This is a genomic window from Micromonospora sp. WMMD737 (genome assembly GCF_049179055.1).
Lineage (GTDB): Bacteria > Actinomycetota > Actinomycetes > Mycobacteriales > Micromonosporaceae > Micromonospora > Micromonospora reichwaldensis.
The window spans coordinates 2,273,327-2,290,290 of the sequence record NZ_JBMHMH010000001.1 but is presented as its reverse complement, the minus strand read 5'-3'; the positions used below and the strand labels follow the sequence as shown (position 1 = coordinate 2,290,290).

13 protein-coding genes and 1 pseudogene are annotated in these 16,964 nt (G+C 71.1%); 2 read left to right on the top strand and 12 right to left on the bottom strand.

The annotated features are described in order from the left end of the window. Positions 1 to 313: 313 nt before the first annotated feature. Positions 314 to 899: pseudogene (locus ACN27A_RS09020) on the bottom strand (zf-HC2 domain-containing protein); the annotation flags it as partial. A 323-nt stretch (positions 900 to 1,222) separates the two neighbouring features. Between ACN27A_RS09020 and ACN27A_RS09015 the strand changes: the two are divergent. Continuing rightward, complete coding sequence (locus ACN27A_RS09015) at positions 1,223 to 1,768, top strand: M23 family metallopeptidase (protein WP_421451376.1); 546 nt, start codon at positions 1,223 to 1,225, stop codon at positions 1,766 to 1,768. A gap of 490 nt (positions 1,769 to 2,258) precedes the next feature. On the opposite strand, the gene ACN27A_RS09010 is transcribed toward ACN27A_RS09015, so the two are convergent. The 10 genes from ACN27A_RS09010 to ACN27A_RS08965 form a co-directional block, all read right to left on the bottom strand. Further along, the gene (locus ACN27A_RS09010) at positions 2,259 to 2,963 is read right to left on the bottom strand and encodes a hypothetical protein (RefSeq protein ID WP_421451374.1); all 705 of its coding nucleotides are present in this window, start codon (positions 2,961 to 2,963) and stop codon (positions 2,259 to 2,261) included. A 31-nt stretch (positions 2,964 to 2,994) separates the two neighbouring features. Continuing rightward, complete coding sequence (locus ACN27A_RS09005; protein ID WP_421451372.1) at positions 2,995 to 4,608, bottom strand: FAD-dependent oxidoreductase; 1,614 nt, start codon at positions 4,606 to 4,608, stop codon at positions 2,995 to 2,997. Then, entirely contained in the window at positions 4,605 to 5,675 is a 1,071-nt protein-coding gene (locus tag ACN27A_RS09000) for a LacI family DNA-binding transcriptional regulator (protein ID WP_421451369.1), read from the bottom strand. The genes ACN27A_RS09005 and ACN27A_RS09000 overlap by 4 nt, the downstream gene beginning before the upstream one ends. Beyond that, complete coding sequence (locus tag ACN27A_RS08995; protein WP_421451366.1) at positions 5,668 to 7,185, bottom strand: DUF4127 family protein; 1,518 nt, start codon at positions 7,183 to 7,185, stop codon at positions 5,668 to 5,670. Before ACN27A_RS08995 ends, ACN27A_RS09000 begins: the two co-directional genes overlap by 8 nt. After that, the gene (locus tag ACN27A_RS08990; RefSeq protein WP_421451363.1) at positions 7,182 to 8,048 is read right to left on the bottom strand and encodes a carbohydrate ABC transporter permease; all 867 of its coding nucleotides are present in this window, start codon (positions 8,046 to 8,048) and stop codon (positions 7,182 to 7,184) included. The genes ACN27A_RS08995 and ACN27A_RS08990 overlap by 4 nt, the downstream gene beginning before the upstream one ends. Beyond that, complete coding sequence (locus ACN27A_RS08985; protein ID WP_421451360.1) at positions 8,045 to 9,046, bottom strand: carbohydrate ABC transporter permease; 1,002 nt, start codon at positions 9,044 to 9,046, stop codon at positions 8,045 to 8,047. The genes ACN27A_RS08990 and ACN27A_RS08985 overlap by 4 nt, the downstream gene beginning before the upstream one ends. Positions 9,047 to 9,050: 4 nt before the next feature. Next, positions 9,051 to 10,349, bottom strand: a complete 1,299-nt coding sequence (locus ACN27A_RS08980; protein ID WP_421451357.1) for an extracellular solute-binding protein — start codon at positions 10,347 to 10,349, stop codon at positions 9,051 to 9,053. Positions 10,350 to 10,409: 60 nt separating this feature from the next. After that, complete coding sequence (locus ACN27A_RS08975) at positions 10,410 to 11,765, bottom strand: hypothetical protein (RefSeq protein WP_421451354.1); 1,356 nt, start codon at positions 11,763 to 11,765, stop codon at positions 10,410 to 10,412. Between the two features lie 475 nt (positions 11,766 to 12,240). Next, the gene (locus ACN27A_RS08970) at positions 12,241 to 12,714 is read right to left on the bottom strand and encodes a hypothetical protein (RefSeq protein WP_421451352.1); all 474 of its coding nucleotides are present in this window, start codon (positions 12,712 to 12,714) and stop codon (positions 12,241 to 12,243) included. Next, positions 12,707 to 14,116 (bottom strand): molybdopterin-dependent oxidoreductase, encoded by a 1,410-nt coding sequence (locus ACN27A_RS08965; protein ID WP_421451350.1) that lies wholly within the window; start codon positions 14,114 to 14,116, stop codon positions 12,707 to 12,709. The genes ACN27A_RS08970 and ACN27A_RS08965 overlap by 8 nt, the downstream gene beginning before the upstream one ends. Before the next feature lie 185 nt (positions 14,117 to 14,301). Between ACN27A_RS08965 and ACN27A_RS08960 the strand changes: the two genes are divergently transcribed. Beyond that, positions 14,302 to 15,363, top strand: coding sequence for an NAD-dependent epimerase/dehydratase family protein (locus ACN27A_RS08960; RefSeq protein WP_421451348.1), 1,062 nt, complete (start codon positions 14,302 to 14,304; stop codon positions 15,361 to 15,363). A 38-nt stretch (positions 15,364 to 15,401) separates the two neighbouring features. On the opposite strand, the gene ACN27A_RS08955 is transcribed toward ACN27A_RS08960, so the two are convergent. Further along, entirely contained in the window at positions 15,402 to 16,880 is a 1,479-nt protein-coding gene (locus ACN27A_RS08955; protein ID WP_421451346.1) for a hypothetical protein, read from the bottom strand. Between the last annotated feature and the right edge of the window lie 84 nt (positions 16,881 to 16,964).

The following is a 16,964-nucleotide window of genomic DNA, read 5'->3' as shown; positions in this document are numbered from 1 at the left end:
GAGACCCAGCGCGGCCAGCTTGCCGAGCACGAGCCACCCGTACCGGGACCGCCAGAGTTCTTCGACGTGCCGTGGCGCACCGTGGCGCTCGCGGCACCGCTGAGCGCGACCGCGACGATACAGCCAGGGCCGGTCGGCTGTACCGGTCGGCGGCGTCGGCGAGGTGTCGGCTGCGACGGGCCACCAGCAGAGCTGGCAGGCAGCCCACCCGCACCGCGGCGGCGAGGACGTGCAGGACGAGGCTGGAGACCGCGATCTGGTGGTTGCCGGCCCCCGCGGCGTGCCCGGTGAACGCCGGTGGCAGTACCGCCATCAGCGCGATCAGCGCCCCGGTGGTGGCCAGCCCTCGGGACACGCCTGTGTGGCTGACCAACCGAGTGGTGTCCACCGCACCGGTGGACAGATCGTTGACCGACAGCAGGACCAGGGTGCCCACGAACGCGAAAGCATCGGCACCAGCCCCGTCGGTGGGTGCGCCGGACCGCCACGAACAGAAACCCGGCGCCGACGCTGACGTTCCACGCCGCAACCTCGTGCCACAGGTGCCCGGACAGCAGCGTCTCCCCGAGGAAGTGTCGGTGCGCGACGGAGGGACCACGGCCGACCTGGAACAGACCGAGCACCAGTTGGAACGCCCCGACCAGTCCCTGCGCGGCCCGCAGGCATGTGGCGAGCCGTACGGGAGGGGAGGGAAGAGCGGCCAGTACGGCTTCGGTGACATTCACCCCGCTGCCGGCCAGTGTCAGTCGAGTCCGGCGGGTCACCGCGACCGCCGCTTCGTACCACGTGCGGCATCCGCCGCAATCAGCCAGGTGTTCCTCGGCGGCCAACCGCTCGGTCGGGCTCTCCTCGCCGACGGGTTGAGCCGACCACACCTCACGCCACTGCGCGCACCCCATAGCCGATGCTCAATGAGTCTGGTTCGCGTGTTTGCTGACGTCTTGGCGGCATCTGAGGACCCGGCGTGGGGCCGGTTCCTCCGTGTCAGCTTGTAGTGGTGTGGGGCTGCGGGATCAGCCAGCGGGCCGGGGTAGCGCGCCGAGAGCGGTCCCGGGGGAGGGGCATGCTGGTAGATCAAGTGCAAATCGAACGCCCCTCAAGGCCGCGGCATTGACTGATGTGCAAGTGTCCTCATATTCTTCGCCGGATCGTACGACGAACTCGACCGACCGAGCCTGGATCGCACTGCGAATCCGGATCTCTGAGCGATGGAGGACATTAGATGCCATCACGCTGGCGTGTTGCTTTTGCGGCCGCTCTGGCCGCCGCTCTGATTTTGTTGGTTGCCCCGCCGGCTGTCGCCGCGCCGCTGCCGGCCGGCACCTGGTGGGGTGTGGAAGGCGGCCGTACCACCTCCAGCTACAACGAGTACTTCCCGGGCTACCAGTTCGGATGTCAAGGCGACCAGCGTCACAAGGGTGTCGACGTCGGCGCTCCCACCGGTAACCGCATCTACGCCTGGGGAGCCGGTCGTGTCGTCGGCCGCGGTTACGACCCTGGCGGCTACAACCGGTGGATCCAGGTCTACTTTCCCTCCGTTAACATGAGCCTGACCCTAGGTCACCTTCTTGACGGCTCGGAACTGCGTGTCGGCAACACCTTCACCAGGGGCACCAGGTGGGCCAAGATCGGCACCAAGGCGGACGGTCTCAACCACCGTCACGTTCACTTCCGTGCCGCCCGGGGCAACCACGGCGCCTCTCCCATCGGTCCCTGTGAGGACATGAACCCCTTCATCCTCTGGAACGCGCTGGGCCTACCCTCCTGACAACGCCACAGTTGCGAGGGCGCGCATAGCCTGTGCGCCCTCGCAACTGTTCGCACGCCAGCGGCCCTGGGGCCATCGGCGTCCGGCAACTTGCCAGTCGATCGGCTGGGCTCGGCAGAATGTCGCTGTCATCGGCGCACTCATCGCCAGCCCCGGCCGACGACGACGTCGGAGACACCGAGATGGCGTCGATGTCGTCTCGGCGGTCGCGTCGGCCCAGCCTGCTTGGCGTGAGCACCGTGCCGCCAAACACCCCGGTGCGGGTGACACCACTCCGCTGACTCGGCCGGCCTCTGCCGTTGACGCTCACCCGCCGGGCGGGTCTTCGCAAGATGCACGAGCAGTCGAGCTGGCACCACCGGCCATCGTCGGACGCGTTTGATGGCCTCGGCCGGCGGCGTCACGACTGACCAGACCTTGGTGGCCCCGTTACAGGCGGCGGCCACCACGGTCGACTTCATTGCGATCGGCCGAGCGCTCCGACACGCCGTCACCTCACGGTCGAATGCCTCCGCCCATGCGGACTCGCGCTGTGAGCGGCCGTTCTGAACTGCGCGACGGCGGCCGTGATCGCCGGGGCGGTCGTGCCGGTGACGACTGCGCCGAGCAGCACGGCGTCGGCTCCGGCCGCGGCGAGGGCGGCGAGGTCCGCCGGAACGAGCCTGTGCTGCGTGGGGACGATGAGCGGGACGTCGACCGCGGCGCGCAGGGCGGTCAGCCTGGCGAGGGTGCCCAGTGAGAGTGGTGTCCCGTAGTCGGCCGGGTCGACGGTGGAGACCTCGATGGCCCCGATGCCCTGGGCGACGAGCGCTGCCGCAGTCGCGACGTCGTCGTTCGGGCCGATCGCGGCCATCGCCGTGGCCGGTCCGCAGTCTGTGACGTAGGTCGTGTTGGCGTATGCGGCGTACACGTCGAAGTAGTCGAAGCCCAGCTGCGCGGCCCGCCGGGTCTGGGCCGGGTCGACGGTACGGGCGGCGCCGACGACGAGCCCGGTGGCGAGCCCGAGCGAGACGATCTCGCGTAGCCGTTCGCCCTCTTCGTCGAGGTCGCCGAAGCGGGTGCCGGACGCCCGGTGGTGGATGTTCATGTGGACCTTCAGCCCGTCGGCTGCGGCGTCTCGGGCGGCGGCGGCGAGGGTCACGTCGTTGTGGGGCAGACTCACGAGGACGCCGAGGCGCCCTTCGGGGAGGATCATGTGTGGTTCCCGTCCGGTGGCGGCTGATGGGTCAGTAGGGGCGGATCTGCGGCCAGGTGATCTCGATACCGTCGCTTTCCAGGTTGCGCTGGAAGTCGACGACGCTGCCGGGCGACCCGGTGACCTGCTGCGGTTCGAGTCGGTTGGTCAGGCAGAAGGCCGCGAGAGCGCCGGCGGCCTCTCCCGCCGCCCACTCGACCGGGTGCAGCCGGTAGCAGCCGTTGGTGATGTGGGTGGTGCCGATGTTCTTCGCCGCGGCGAGCAGGTTGCGGACCCGTTGCGGGACCAGCGAGCGCAGCGGGATCTGGAACGGCCAGGCGGGGACGTCGATGTAGTTGTCGCCGCCGGTGGAGGGGTGCAGGTCGATGCGGTACGAGCCGACACCGACCGAGTCGGGATAGACGACCGCGCCGGCCTCGCCCCGGACCGACATTGCCAGATCCTGTTCGACCACCCGGTACTGGGCGAGGATCCGGCGGGACTCGCGGTGGTACGGGGCCATCGCCAGGCCATCGGCGGTGCCCATGACGTCGGGGCGCAGCCGCAGTCCGGGCCAGCCGGTGCCGCCGTCGGGGCGGGGGGCTTCGGTCTGCATCCAGAACAGCAGGCTCAGGCTCTGCTGGCGGGCCGCGGCCAGGTGCCCGTTCGCCTCGTCGGCCGGCACCTCGAACAGCGGCCCGCCGACGTAGTCGATCAGCGGCCAGTTGACCATGGAGATGTCGCTGGCGTACGCGCCGGGCCGGAAGTGGTTGCGGGCGAGGATGCGGCGGAACGTCCACAGCTCGTCGGCGCCGGGGTCGCGGCTCTGGTCGGCGATGATCGTGCCGGGGCGGTCGTCGGGGTTGGGCGCGAACTCGTAGGTCCGCGGTGCGCGGGTGTGCGGGTGCGGGGCGGTCCAGCCGAGCTGCGGGCCGGGCCAGTAGTCGGGCCGGAAGTCACGCCAGTACGCGTAGTCGGCGGGTTTGTCGATGGTGTGGTTCTGGCCGGCGAGGTGCTCGACGGCGAAGCAGACCGACACTGCCTGGATGTTCATCGGCTGGGCCTGCCGCGGGGCGCTGGGCTCGCCGGTGTCCGCCTGCGACTCGAACCCGGTGACGTACTCGGTTCCGGTCAGCGGCAGCACCTCGCCGGTCTCGGTGGCGTCCAGCACGTACCGGCTGGTGATGGTGCGTTCGTCGCCGGTCCGCAGGTCGCGCAGCACGACTGCGGTGACCCGGTCGCCGTCGGTCTGCGCCGCGACCGGTCGGTGGTGGCGCAGCACGGTGAGCCGGCCGGCGCTGATCCAGGGCGTCAGCATGGCGTCGAGGACCGCGGCGCCGACGGCCGGCTCGGCGCACAGCCGGCTGACGCGGCCACCGCCGGGATTGAGGTGAGGGTCGCGGGCCGACTCGGCGGTCAGCGGGTACCAGCGCCGGTAGTGCTCGCGAATGCCGTCGCGCAGCGCGCGGTAGCTGGCGCTGGAGCCGAAGGACTCGATCCACGGGTGCTCGTCGGGTGGCACCGCCTGCGTGGTGAGCTGCCCGCCGAGCCAGCCGTACTCTTCGCTGAGCAGGACGGACGCGCCTCGGCGCAGTGCGGCCAGGGCGCCGGCGACGCCGCCGAGACCTCCGCCCACCACCAATACGTCCACGTGGGAGTCGGTCATGTCATTCCTTTCAGGCTCACCGCGGGCGCGGGGCCGCTGGTGCGGCCGGGCACGAACGTGCAGCGGAGGACAGCGGTGTGTGGTTTCGCGTTGCGGGGGTCGTTGATTTGCTTGAGCAGTAGGCGGACCGCCCTGGACCCCATGCCGCGGCGGGGGATCTGGAAGCAGGTCAGGTCGGCGGCCTCCGGGATGTCGCCCGGCGGGTCGTTCAGCGCGGCGAGCGAGCAGTCGGCCGGCACCCGCAGGCCCAGCTCGCCCAGGATGGCCCGGACCCGTAGTGCCGCAGCCGGTTCGTGGACGACGAAGGCGGTGGCACCGGCGGCCAGCAGCCGGCGCACGTCGTCGGTGCCCGGCCCGGCGTCGTCGATCGGGCAGTCCAGCACGGTGCCGTCGAGGCCGTGGCGCGCGGACGCCTCCCGCAGGCCGCTGTCCCGGTCCGCGGAGTACTCGCCCGGCGTGCGCGGGCCCAGGTGGGCGAGCCGCCGGTGCCCGAGTTTCACCAAATGGTCCACGACCCGGCCGGTGGCTGCGGCATAGTCGGCCGCGACGTAGCTGATCCTGCCGCCGGGGATCTCGCGCCGCCCGACGTAGGTGAACGGATAGCGGTCGTCGCGCAGCTGGACCAGTTCGTCGCGGTCGGCGTTCTTGCCCAGCAGCACGCAGCCGTCGGCCAGGCCGAGCCGGCTGGTGTGCCCCCGGAAGATGGACCTGCGACCGTCGGCGGTGGTGGCGCTGGTGAACAGCACGAGGTCGTAGCCCTGCGCCTCGGCTTCGGCTTCGATCCCGACGAGGAACGGGTAGTAGAAGTCGTGGTGGTCCATCGGGAACATCGACTCGAACGTGTAGACGCCGATCAGGCGGTTGGCGCCACCGGCGAGGCTGCGGGCCGACGGGTTGGCGACGTAGCCCAGCTCACGCGCGGCTGCCAGGACCCGGTCCCGGGTCTGGTCCGGGATCACCGGGCCGTCGGTGCGGCCGTTGACCACATACGACACCGTCGCCTGTGACACGCCGGCGAGCCGGGCGATGTCGGCCTGGCGGGGTCTGCGCCATGAGTTGTCAGCCATCGTGTTCCTCCGCCGCGTCCAGTTCGAAGTCCACTTCGAACGATCGCCCCCACGGTAGGTGGACGCTGCCGGGACGCAGCCGGCAGGCACCGGCCAGGCCGGGTAGCTCGGCCAGCCGCTCGGCGAGCAGCGCCTCGACGGCGAGCATGGTGGCGTCGGGCTCGGCCGACAGCGCCGACGGGTGCGTGGTCCCGGTGGGGCGCAGCAGCGCCCGACCCTGCGTCTGGTACGCCCAGTCGTCGAGGAACCGGCGGGTCAGCACCCGCCTTCGGGCGATGCCGGGTACGTCCGCACCGGTCATCGTCGCGCAGCCCTGGGCCAGCGTGCTGCCGATGCTGTTGCCGGCGGTGTTCCAGCCCGCGTACCCGGCCAGCCGGTCGAGCGGCAGCCTGGCACGCAGTGCCTCGACCAGGGCCGGGTCTGACCCGTTCGCGTCGGCGACGTCGGCGACGACCACCCGGTGGCCGCGTCCGACCAGCTCGGCGACCTGGTCGGCGAGCACCTGGGCGGCGGCCCCGCGGTCCTGCGCCGAGGCCTGCCCGGCGCTCGGGTGGAACCAGTCGCGCTCCGGCAGGCCGGGCGGATGCACCGCGACGACGAGGTCAGCGCCGTCCACCGAGCAGGCCCGGCGCAGGCCCGCCGCTTCCAACTGGGCCGCGATGGTCTGCCCCACCGGCACGTCCTCGTACGCGGCGATCCGGTCCAGGCCGCCGTCGACCGCGCACAGCACCAGCGCGGTGGGCGCCGGCCGGCCCGAGGCGCCCAGTACGGCCCGGCCCAGCAGCACCGAACCGACCTCGTCGGCGCCTGGATAGCACAGCGCCCGGTCGGCGATGCCATAGCGGCCGATCCACGCCTGCAGCCATTCCCGCTCGCTCGTCGACATCGACTCGGCGGTGGTGTCCTCGGGGGTGATGGCCAGCAGGTCGATGATGCCGTCGGCGGTCATCGACAGCGCGTGCAGTTGCAGCTGGTGCAGTTGCACGCGGCGGCGGACCAGGTCGGTGATCAGCTTGGCGGGGATCGCCGCGCGGGCGTCGGCGACCTGGTCAGGCCGGCCGTGCTCGGCCCGGTAGAGCTCGCGGGACAGGTCGCCGAAGTAGCGGCCGTGGTCGGCCCAGTAGGCGGGCTCCGCGCCGGCGTCATTGCGGGCCTTGGTTCGCATCAGCACCGTGTGGGCGTAGATCCGCAGGTCCGGACGGGTGTCGCGCAGCCGGTGCAGGACCTGCAGGCGGGGCAGCCAGTCGGCCATCGTCTCGGTGGTCCGGCGCGAGGGCACGTATCCCCCGTGGACGAGCTGGTTGAGGCTGACCACGAGGGCATCGCCGTGGCCGGCGGCCTGCTCGATCCAACCGGCCAGGGCGGGCAGGTCCCCGGCCGCGCCCCGGCGGCCGAGCATGTGCCGGGGAGGCAGGAGCACGGTGGCGCCTGACAGCTCTCCCAGCTCGGCGACCTGCCGGTAGGTGACCGGCCGGTCGTCCAGCGGCAGCACGGCCACGACGCCGCTCACCCCTTCACCCCGCCTGCGGCCAGGCCCTGCACGAAGTGCCGCTGCCCGGCGACGAACACCACGAGGACCGGCACGGTGGCCAGGATCGTGGCGGCCATCAGCGGGCCGTACTGCACGACACCGCTGGCCGAGTAGGTGCTCAGCGCCAGCGGGACGGTCTGCATGTCGGGGCTGGCGACGACGACCAGCGGCCACAGGAAATCCTCCCAGGCCCCGGTGAAGGACAGGACCGCGATGGTGGCCAGGATGGGCCGGGCCATCGGCAGGTAGATGCTGGCGAAGATGCGCAGCTCGGAGGCGCCATCCAGCCGGCCGGCCTCCGCCATCTCCTCGGGCAGGCCCAGGAAGTACTGCCTGGCCAGGAAAATATTGAGCGGCTGGACCAGCAGTGGCAGGGCCAGCCCGGCATAGGTGTTGAGCAGGCCGGAGCCGCCTTCGCCGAACAGGTCGTTGCCGCCGGCCATGGGCCAGCGCTGGACCAGCAGGAACAGTGGGATCATCTGCACCACGGCGGGGACCATCGCGGCCCCGAGTACGGCCCCGAACATCGCCCGGGAGCCGCGGAAGTCCAGCCGGGCGAACGCGTATCCGGCGGCCACTGCCACGATCACATTGCTGAGCACGGTGATCACGCCGACGGTCAGGCTGTTGGTCAGCGCCACCGGGATGTTCGTGGTCTCCCAGACGTAGCGGAAGTTGTCGAGGGTCGGCCGCTGCGGCAGCAGCCGGGGCGGGTAGCTGAAGATCTCGGTGGGGTCCCGGAAGGCCAGCGAGATCAGCCAGAAGAACGGCAGGCCGACGAGGGCGGCCACCAGGCCGACGGCAGCGGTCCGCCGCCAACGCCAGGCGCGACGACCGGTCATGATTTCCCCGTCCGGGTGAGCAGGCGGACGTTGACATAGGCCAACGCGAAGATCAGGCAGAACAGCACGAACGCCATCGAGCTGGCGTGGCCGAGCTGGAAGTTCTGGAACGCCTCGCGGTAGACGAGCATGTTCACCACGGTGGTCGAGCCCAGCGGGCCGCCGGAGGTGAGCACGTAGATCTCCGAGAACGACTGGGCCAGGTAGATCAGGTCCATCACCACGACGTACAGGGTGATCGGCGCGAGCAGCGGCAGAGTCACGTGCCGGAACGAGTGCCAGCGGCCGGCGCCGTCCACGGCGGCGCTCTCGAGCAGTTCCTTGGGGATGGTCTGCAGACCCGCCAAGAAAATGATCATGCTGCCGCCGAGGGCCTTCCAGGCCCGCATCACGATCAGCGAGCCGAGCGCGGTCCCCTCGGTGTTGAGGAAGTCGACCGGCGGCAGCCCGACCAGATCGAGGGCGTAGTTGAAGAACCCGTCCCGGGAGTAGAGCCACAGCCAGATCATGCTGACGGCGATCAGCGGCACCACCCGCGGCAGGTACATCACCCCGCGGAACAGGGTCACTCCGGGGAACCGGCCGTTGACGAGCATGGCCAGACCCAGCGACGCCGGGATGGTGAGCACCAGGACACCGACGGCGTAGACGATCGTGGTCAGCAGCGCGCGCCAGAACTCGGCCGAGCCGAGAACGGCACGGTATCCGTCGAGGCCGTGGAACTGCGGGCCGGTCGTCTCGACCGGGTTGTAGGAGGTGAGGCTGAGATAGAAGCCGTACCCGATGGGCACCGCGGCGACGATGAGCAGGACCAGCACCGCCGGAGTGACAAGCATCCAGCCGGCGCGGCGCTGACCGCGGCGGACCGGGCTCACCCGCCGTGCCGAGGGCCGGCCGGCGGCCCGGCGCTCATCGCGCCGGGCCGGCTCGGCGGCCCGCTTCTGGTCGTCCCGGTCGTTCCTGCCTGCGGCACGGATTCCGGTCGATGCGGGAGTCATCAGGTCAGCCCTTGAGCACCTTCTCGGCCGCGACGGCCGCCTCGTCCAGTGCCGCCTGCGGCGCCAGGGGGGTACGGAACGCCTTCTCGACGCTCGCGCCGAGCGAATCGCGAAGCTGCGTCCACTTCGGGTGCACCGGGTTGCCCCGGAAAGCCGCCGCCGAGGTCATGTACGGGGCGAGGTAGGGCAGTGCCGCCAGCTCGGGGTCCTTGGCCAGCGAGCCGCGGGCCGGAATGCCGCCGACGGCCATCGTGTACTTCTTGAGGTTCTCCGCCTCCAGCAGGAAGGCGATGAACTCCCAGGCCCGGTCCTGCTGCTTGGAGCCGGCGCTGACGAACATGCCGTTGCCCGCGCCGCCGAACGACGCGGCGGCCTTGGGGCCGGTCGTCGCGGGGGCGACCGCGATGTTCTTGGCCATCTCCGGCGCCTGCTCGTAGATGGTCTTGAGGGTGGCATCGTCGACCAGAGCCATGGCGGCCCGGCCGGTGACCAGCGGATGCTGGGCTCCGGCATTGGCGGTCTTCTCTCCCACGCCGGTCGCGACAGCGTCGCCGCCCTGGTACAGGCCCGTGGCGAAGGACAGTGCCGACACGGCCTCCGGCGAGTTCCAGGTGACCGAGGCGCCGTCAGGGCCCAGGAAGGCGCCGCCGGCCTGGTAGAGGAAGCTCGCGAAGGACTGGGTCATGCTGGTCGGGTTGTCGGTGGCCAGCAGCAGCCCCGAGCGGGTGATCTTGCCGCCGTCGCGGACGGTCAGCTTCTGCGCGGCGGAGCGCAGATCGTCCCAGGTCGCCGGCGGCTTCGCCGGGTCGAGGCCCGCCGCCGTCATCAGATCCGTGCGGTAGGCGACCAGGTAGCCGAAGCCGCGCAGCGGCATCACGTACTGCTTGCCGTCGACCTTGCCGTCGGCGAGGAAGGTCAGGTCCGCAGCCCCGCCGGGCAGGCCCGCGACCCGCTCGTCGAGCGGCGCGACCCGTCCCGCCTTGGCGAAGCCGGCGGCTGCGGCGTTGCCGTGGCCGAACACGTCCGGTGCGGTGTTGCCGGCGAAGGCGGTGGACAGCCGGGTCGACAGGTTCCCCCAGTCCACGAACTCGACCTGGACGTCGACGCCGGGGTGCTTGGCCTCGAACGCCGGCACCAGCTCGTCGTTGACCAGCGCGATCTCGCTGCTCAGATTGCCGGGGAACCACACCCGTAGCGTCGAGGCGTCACGCCCGGCGGAGGGGGCGGCGCCGTTGCCGCAGGCGCTCAGTGCCAGCGACAGCACGACACCGGCGCACAGGGCGCTCCACTGCCTTCTTCTCATGGTTTCTCTCTGTTCTCTCAGGGGGTGGGGGAACACTGCGGCCCAGGACCGGGAGCCGGATCAGGGACCGGTCGGGTACTGCAGGTAGATGCGGATGTTGGTCCAGTTGTTCACCGGCGAGGCTGGCGGCTCGGTGGTCCCGGTCAGCGGCGGGCTCTGCTGCCAGGTGGCGCCGTAGTCGTAGGACACGACGAACCGGGTCGAGCCGGCCAGCCAGTCCTTGTTGTACGAGGTCCGGACGTACATCCCGAACAGCGGCGCGACCGCCTCCCAGCCGGGGTTCACCGAGAGCTGGCCGTCAACCAGGTACCGCTCGTCGGCCAGCTGCGCCGATGTGGCCCCGACCGGACCGACGACCATCCACTGGGCGCGTCCGACGAACGGCTCCTGGCCGAGCACGTAGCCGAGGTACTTCGCGTGGTTGGGTGGCACGATCTGCAGCCCGCCGCGCTTGTCGAAATCAGTGGTGTAGCCGACCCGTGGCGAGGTGGACAGCGTCAGCGCGCCCGGATGGTTGGTGTCGATCTGCCCGATCGCGGCGAACTCGGTGCCCCCGAAACGTCCGGAGCCGCGGACCCGCTGCAGCACGTCGGCCACGTGCCGCACCACGCCGCCCGGATAGGCGACCAGCACCCGGCCGTTGGCCGGATTGGTCCGCCCGCCGACCGTGTCGCCGGCCGACCAGTTCTCCAGTTCCAGGTAGCCGGGCGTACCGTACGCCGAGACCGGTTTGTACACCGTGTACCGGATCTTGGCCGGCACGGCGGCGTTCGGGTTCGCGGCGAAGTGTGCGGCCAACGGCCGCCACTGCGACCTGGATGCGTCCCACCAGGTCACCGGCGATCCCACCGGCGGCGCCGTGGCCCCGCCGAAGATCTTGATCCCGCCGGGGATGTCGGTGTAGATGGTGTCCGCCTGCCAGTTGCCCTGATCGGCCTCGAGGAACTGGTCCGGCCGCAGGTTGACCAACCGGGCGGTGAAGGCCCGCTGGTTGAGCGGGTCGTACGCCTGGTCCGGCCCAACCCGCAGGCGCAGGACGTAGACCGAGGTCGCCAGGACGTGACTGAGGGAGCCGTCGACCGCCCGGGAGTACTTCGACGCCCAGAACCCGTCGTTGGCCGCCACGGTGCTGGTGGCCGCACGCTCGACCCCGCCCATCCGGGTGCGGGCGCCGTTCTCGGCCACATGCGTGATCGCGCCGCCGGCGACGTTCTCGATCTCGATGCTGAACTGGCGCTCGATCGACACGTCGTTCTCGGCCGCGGCCTGCGGCGGGATCGCCGTGCCGAGGACGTTGTTGATCCCGCGATCGCCCGGCGGGTCGATCACGGTGCTGGCTGAGGCAGCACTGCTCAGCAGGGCCGATCCCAGCACTCCAGCGACTGCCGCTGCCCGGAAAGTCTTGATCTTGAACAAGCCGCCATCCTAAGTTATGCGGATAACTACAGGGGAAATGCTTCGCGGTTCCTAGTGATGCGCATAAGCATGCTCGCGAGGCTGGGGCCCACTGTCAAGATCTCGACCCAAGAATGACCGAGACTTGTCGTCGGTTCACCATGTGCGGTGGACAGCGCGTGGCATCGAAGTCGCTCACCGCCACGCCAGAGCCCGTCCGGCTACCCTCCGAAGCGGCGAGATCTCCGTGATCCGCGCCCGCACCGCCATGCCACGCCGGTATCGCCGCACCCGGGCAGCGACAATCCCGGTCAAGCGGGCCGCCAACCGGCGGAGTCGGTGCCTACGCCGTCTGGATCTCGTTAGGCCGCCGCAACTCGGCGGCCTACCCGCGCAGCTGGCGGTTCTCCTTCGAGATCCTCACTGGTCGGCAGGCACCACCGCGAGTCGGCCGGGACGGCAACCCGCACGCGAGCCCTGTCGCACGACCGTTCGGTCAGTCTGCTGGCCCACCGATATCGACTCCAGCCCTGAGCCGACGACGCCGCAGCGCGTACAGCACCGCGCTGCCGGCGAAGATCGCTGCGCTGACCACCAGCCAGCGGGCCAGCAGCGGCTGTGGGGTCAGGCCGGTCGCCGCCGTGTACGTGTCGCCGCCGAGTCCGAGGATGCCGGGAAGGTAGACGAGCAGGAGCAGCCCGGAGGCAAGCGCGGGCACCCGCACGTGATTCAGCGCCGATCGACCCCCGGCGCCACCCAGCTTCGCGCGCAGCGCCCGATCGACCAGGGCGTAGAGCGGGAACAGGAACAGGTCGTGGGCGATGACCGCGCCGATGAACCAGAGCAGCATCCGCCACGCGGTCGGCTCTCCGGCCAGCCGCAAGGCTATCCAGCCGGTCACCGCGAAGCAGCCGAGCAGAAGCGATAGATGCCAGAGCGGGGCGCCGTACTTGCGCCGGAACTCAGTCATGGGGCTGTTCCTCGAAGGCGATTCTGCGGACCCATTTCGTGCAGTGCACACCAGGCAGCGCAGGCACGATGATCCGCGCCGGATAGCCGTGGTCGGCCGACAGGTCGACGCCGTTGACCCGCAGGGCGAGCAGCGAGTCGGGGTCGCGGACCTGGTTGGCCTGCAACCGGGCCTGCCGGAACAGGCCGGCCTGTTCCAACGACTCGACCCGTGCCACGGCGCTGTCGGGTGCGCCGACCAGCGCGGCGAGGTCCCGTAGCCGTACCCCGGTCCAGGTCTGCGTCGTCGACCAGCCCTCGACGCAGGCGATCGGCAGATCCGCGCTGTGCTGCGTCATCGCGAGCAGGCCATCGCGGTCCACCTCGACCGTGCGGCCGTTGCCACGCACCGTCAGTCGCCACCGGGCCCCGGTGTCGGCGGGTCGGATACCGGCCGCGGCGGCGGTCCGGTTGACCGGGAAACCGTTGGGTCCGTCATCGTGCTGCCGGCCCCGCGGTAGCAGCAGCGCGGTCCGGCGCAGCGCCCCGTCCAGGCTCTGCCCGATGGTCAGCGCCGCCAACAGCAACGCGCCGCCCCCGGTCAGGGCGAGAACGCCACGTCGGCTCATCGTCGCCGGGCCGGGCCGGCGGGCTACCAGCCCGTCCGGATCCGCCGGCTCCGGCGTGGTCTCCTCCGCCGTCGTACGCGTGAAGCGCGGGCCACGCAGCGCGGAGATCGTCCGAGGAAGCTTGATCAGCACGTGCGTGACGAGGGCGGCGGTGAAGATCCAGGCGCCGTACCAGTGCGCGGTGTAGAAGTCGAACCCGAAGAGGTACGCGTACTGGATGTTGAGCAGGCCGGTCGCCATCTCGAAGAGGATTCCGCCCACCAACAGCAGCAGCGACAGCCGTTCGAGCACCTGGGCCACCGAACGGGCCGGCGGCCAGTCGAACAGCTTGGGCACCACCGACCAGAGCTTCGCCACCACCACCGGAACCAACACGATGCCGAGCGTCACGTGCAGCCCTTGGGTGAGCCGGAACAGCCAGGCGGGGCGGGTCGGCCAGTCGAAGACGAGAGGGTGCAACCAGCCCACGTCGCTGGGAAACGCCTGGCCGAGCCGAGGGCCGTACGCGATCCAGTCCAGGAGGCCGGTGATGATCACAAGCGGTAGCGTGGCGAGCAGGACGACACCGAACACGGACGTCAACCACGGGCCACGCACCGGACTGCGCCACGCGTTGGTGGCGGCGTCCGCTCCAGGAGGGCGATGCCGATCCAACGCACGCCACAGCCGCGCCGGGTAGGCGTCCACTCGCTTACCGGACGCCTCGGCGGAGGGCCCAGGCCCGTCGGACGTGCGCCTCGGCTCACCACGGTCGGCTCCCGCGGGTGGATCGTCAGACGGCGGGTCGGCTGGCACGGTTCCTCCAGTCGGCGAGGCGTCGGAGCGGACGCGTCAGGCTTCGTGCAGGACGCTAACCGGCAACGGCGCCCTCGGGCGGGCATTGCGGCATTACCGAAGGGTTACCGGCCGTCCCCTTACGAAGTGCTGACGTCGGAGCCGAACCGGCCCCGACTGCCGCCCCGCTGACCTAGCGTGACCCAATGCGGGTACTCGTCACCGGCGCCGCCGGGTTCATCGGATCGCAGGTCGCGGACCTGCTCGTCGCACAGGGGCACCAGGTGGTGTGCCTGGACGCGCTGTTGCCCCAGGCCCACGGGAGCGTGCTGCCCGCGTGGTTCCGCCAGCATGATCCGGTCGTGGGGGACATCCGCGATCCGCACCTGCTCGACGATCTGCTGGCCGGGGTCGATGCCGTGTGTCACCAGGCGGCGATGGTCGGGCACGGGCTGGACCCGTCGGATGCCCCCGACTACGTCATCCACAACGACTACGGCACGGCGGTGCTGCTGGCAGCGATGCACCGGACTGGCGTGTCTCGTCTGGTGCTGGCCAGTTCCATGGTCGTCTACGGTGAAGGGCGGTACACCTGCGCCCGGCACGGCGTCGTTCGGCCGGCCCCACGTCGCGAGGCCGATGTCGCCGCCGGCCGGTACGACCCCACCTGTCCCACGTGCGCCGGCCCACTCACCTGCGCACTCGTGCCGGAGGACGCCCCGCTCGAACCGCGCAGCACCTACGCGGCCAGCAAACTGGCCCAGGAGCATCTGGCCGCCGCGTGGAGCCGGCAGACCGGCGCAGGGGTCTGGGCACTGCGCTACCACAACGTGTACGGCCCCCGGATGCCCCGCGACACGCCGTATGCCGGAGTAGCGTCGATCTTCCGGTCGGCGCTGGCTGATGGTCGGCCGCCACGGGTCTACGAGGACGGCTTGCAGCGGCGTGACTTCGTGCACGTCTCCGACGTGGCGCGCGCCAACGTGCTGGCGCTGACCGCGCCGGCCCCGGACGGTCTGGTACCGGTGAACGTCTGCTCCGGCGAGCCGCACACCGTAGGCGATCTCGCCACCGCCCTGGCGGCGGCGATGGACGGGCCAGCACCGGTGGTCGTCGGCGGTGCCCGGGCCGCCGACGTGCGGCACGTCGTCGCGGACCCCGGCCGCGCACGCGACCTGCTCGGATACACCGCCCGGGTCAGCTTCGTCGACGGAGTGACCGCCTTCGCCACCGATCCGCTACGGGAACCCGCCGTCGTGTCGGTCTGAGCAGACTCGCCCCCGCCCATCGGCGGTAGGGGCCCGGCTCACGAGACGGTGAACAGCAGGTGATTGACGGCCAGAGCGGTGAGCGCCTGCCCGGCCAGCCACCAGCGGTGCGTCGCGGCGGGCAGCTGCGCGGTGGCGACGAGCAGCCAGACCGTGAACGGTAGCCAGATCCGCTCTACCTCCGCCTTGCTCATGCCCGACAGGTCGGCGGCGAGCACCGCCAGCACCGCGGCGGCCGGTAGCAGGACGGTGGGCCCGAGTGTCTCGACCCGTCGCGCGAGCGCGCCGAGCCGCCGGTTTCGCACCGCGACGCGGGTCAGCGGGTCACCGCCCGGGCCCGAGCTGCTGGTCCCCGGCGTCGACGCGGTCAGTTCCGGGGGGCTGGCCGCCCGCCAGGCCCCGCGGGCCGAGTGCAGAGTGCGGCGCAGCGCCGGCCCGACCACCGGCCCGGCAGAGAGCAGCAGCGCCGCCAGATTGGCCCAGACCCAGTATGCGTAAGGACGGTCGGCCGCCCAACCCTGGTAGTAGCGCTCGACCACCCGGTCGTACCCCTGCCACCAGTAGAACCCCGAAACGGTGAACGCCACCGCCACCGTGGCCACACCGGTCGCGCCAGCGAGCAGCGCGGCACCCCGGCCTCGCGGACGCAGCGCGAGCACGACGAGAGCCAGGGGCGCGACAAGCACGAAGCCGTAGGACAGGTACAGCGCGAAGCCGAGCAGTACGCCGCCGGCCAACGCGGTCGCGGTTCCTCGTACCGCCAGCAGCGCGAGGCCGGCGGCTACCACCCCGGTGAAGAGACCGTCAGCGGAGGCACCCACCCAGACCGCTCCGGGCAGCAGCACCAGGAACGGCAGCGATGCCCGGGCGGCCCCGCCGGCGCCCAGGGCCCGTAGGGCGATCGGCACGGACACCACGACGCTTGCCCCGACCAGGACGCAGGCCAGCGCCGCCGCCGTGCCACCACCCAGGCCCACCCGGTCGAGTACGACGAACACCAGCAGGGCACCCGGTGGATGGCCGGCGGTGTGGGTGGACCACGAGTCCGGCTGGAAGTCCAGGATGCGGTCCGCGAAACCGGCCAGCATCCGCCCGATGTCTGTTACCCGGGGTACCTCGTGCAGATACTCCGCCTGCGGGGTGAGCCGTCGGGTCAGCCCTTCCGACCAGCCGTCCACGAGGGCCAGGGCGAGCGTCCAGCCGACCGCGGCCAGGTAGCCGACGGACAGCAGAGTGCCCCACCGGGCGGTGCGGGCCCACTGCGTTCCGGGCCCGACCACCGCGACGGCGATCGCCAACGCGGCCGGCGTGCCCCAGCCCAGGTGTGGTCTCCAGGTGGCGTAGAGCGGCGCGGCATCGGCGTGCAGGCCCACGCCTGCGCGGTTGAGCATCGCGCCCACCACCACGGCGGTGACCAACAGCGTCGCCTCGACGCCCAGCACCAGCAGGTCGCCCCGGTGGCGGTTCGGGACGCGGTGGTGGACGGACGAGCGGGAAACGGTGGCACCGGGTCTCATGTCGACCGGACGGTACGGGTCGGTCCACGCCCCCGTCAGCCACTTCGTCGGTATGTCACCGGACGGTAAGAAGTGTCGGCGCGG

Coding starts and splice junctions, on each gene's coding strand:
- ACN27A_RS09015 (WP_421451376.1), top strand. CDS start 1,223: ATGCCATCACGCTGGCGTGTTGCTTTTGCGGCCGCTCTGGCCGCCGCT.
- ACN27A_RS09010 (WP_421451374.1), bottom strand. CDS start 2,963: ATGATCCTCCCCGAAGGGCGCCTCGGCGTCCTCGTGAGTCTGCCCCAC.
- ACN27A_RS09005 (WP_421451372.1), bottom strand. CDS start 4,608: ATGACCGACTCCCACGTGGACGTATTGGTGGTGGGCGGAGGTCTCGGC.
- ACN27A_RS09000 (WP_421451369.1), bottom strand. CDS start 5,675: ATGGCTGACAACTCATGGCGCAGACCCCGCCAGGCCGACATCGCCCGG.
- ACN27A_RS08990 (WP_421451363.1), bottom strand. CDS start 8,048: ATGACCGGTCGTCGCGCCTGGCGTTGGCGGCGGACCGCTGCCGTCGGC.
- ACN27A_RS08985 (WP_421451360.1), bottom strand. CDS start 9,046: ATGACTCCCGCATCGACCGGAATCCGTGCCGCAGGCAGGAACGACCGG.
- ACN27A_RS08980 (WP_421451357.1), bottom strand. CDS start 10,349: ATGAGAAGAAGGCAGTGGAGCGCCCTGTGCGCCGGTGTCGTGCTGTCG.
- ACN27A_RS08970 (WP_421451352.1), bottom strand. CDS start 12,714: ATGACTGAGTTCCGGCGCAAGTACGGCGCCCCGCTCTGGCATCTATCG.
- ACN27A_RS08960 (WP_421451348.1), top strand. CDS start 14,302: ATGCGGGTACTCGTCACCGGCGCCGCCGGGTTCATCGGATCGCAGGTC.
- ACN27A_RS08955 (WP_421451346.1), bottom strand. CDS start 16,880: ATGAGACCCGGTGCCACCGTTTCCCGCTCGTCCGTCCACCACCGCGTC.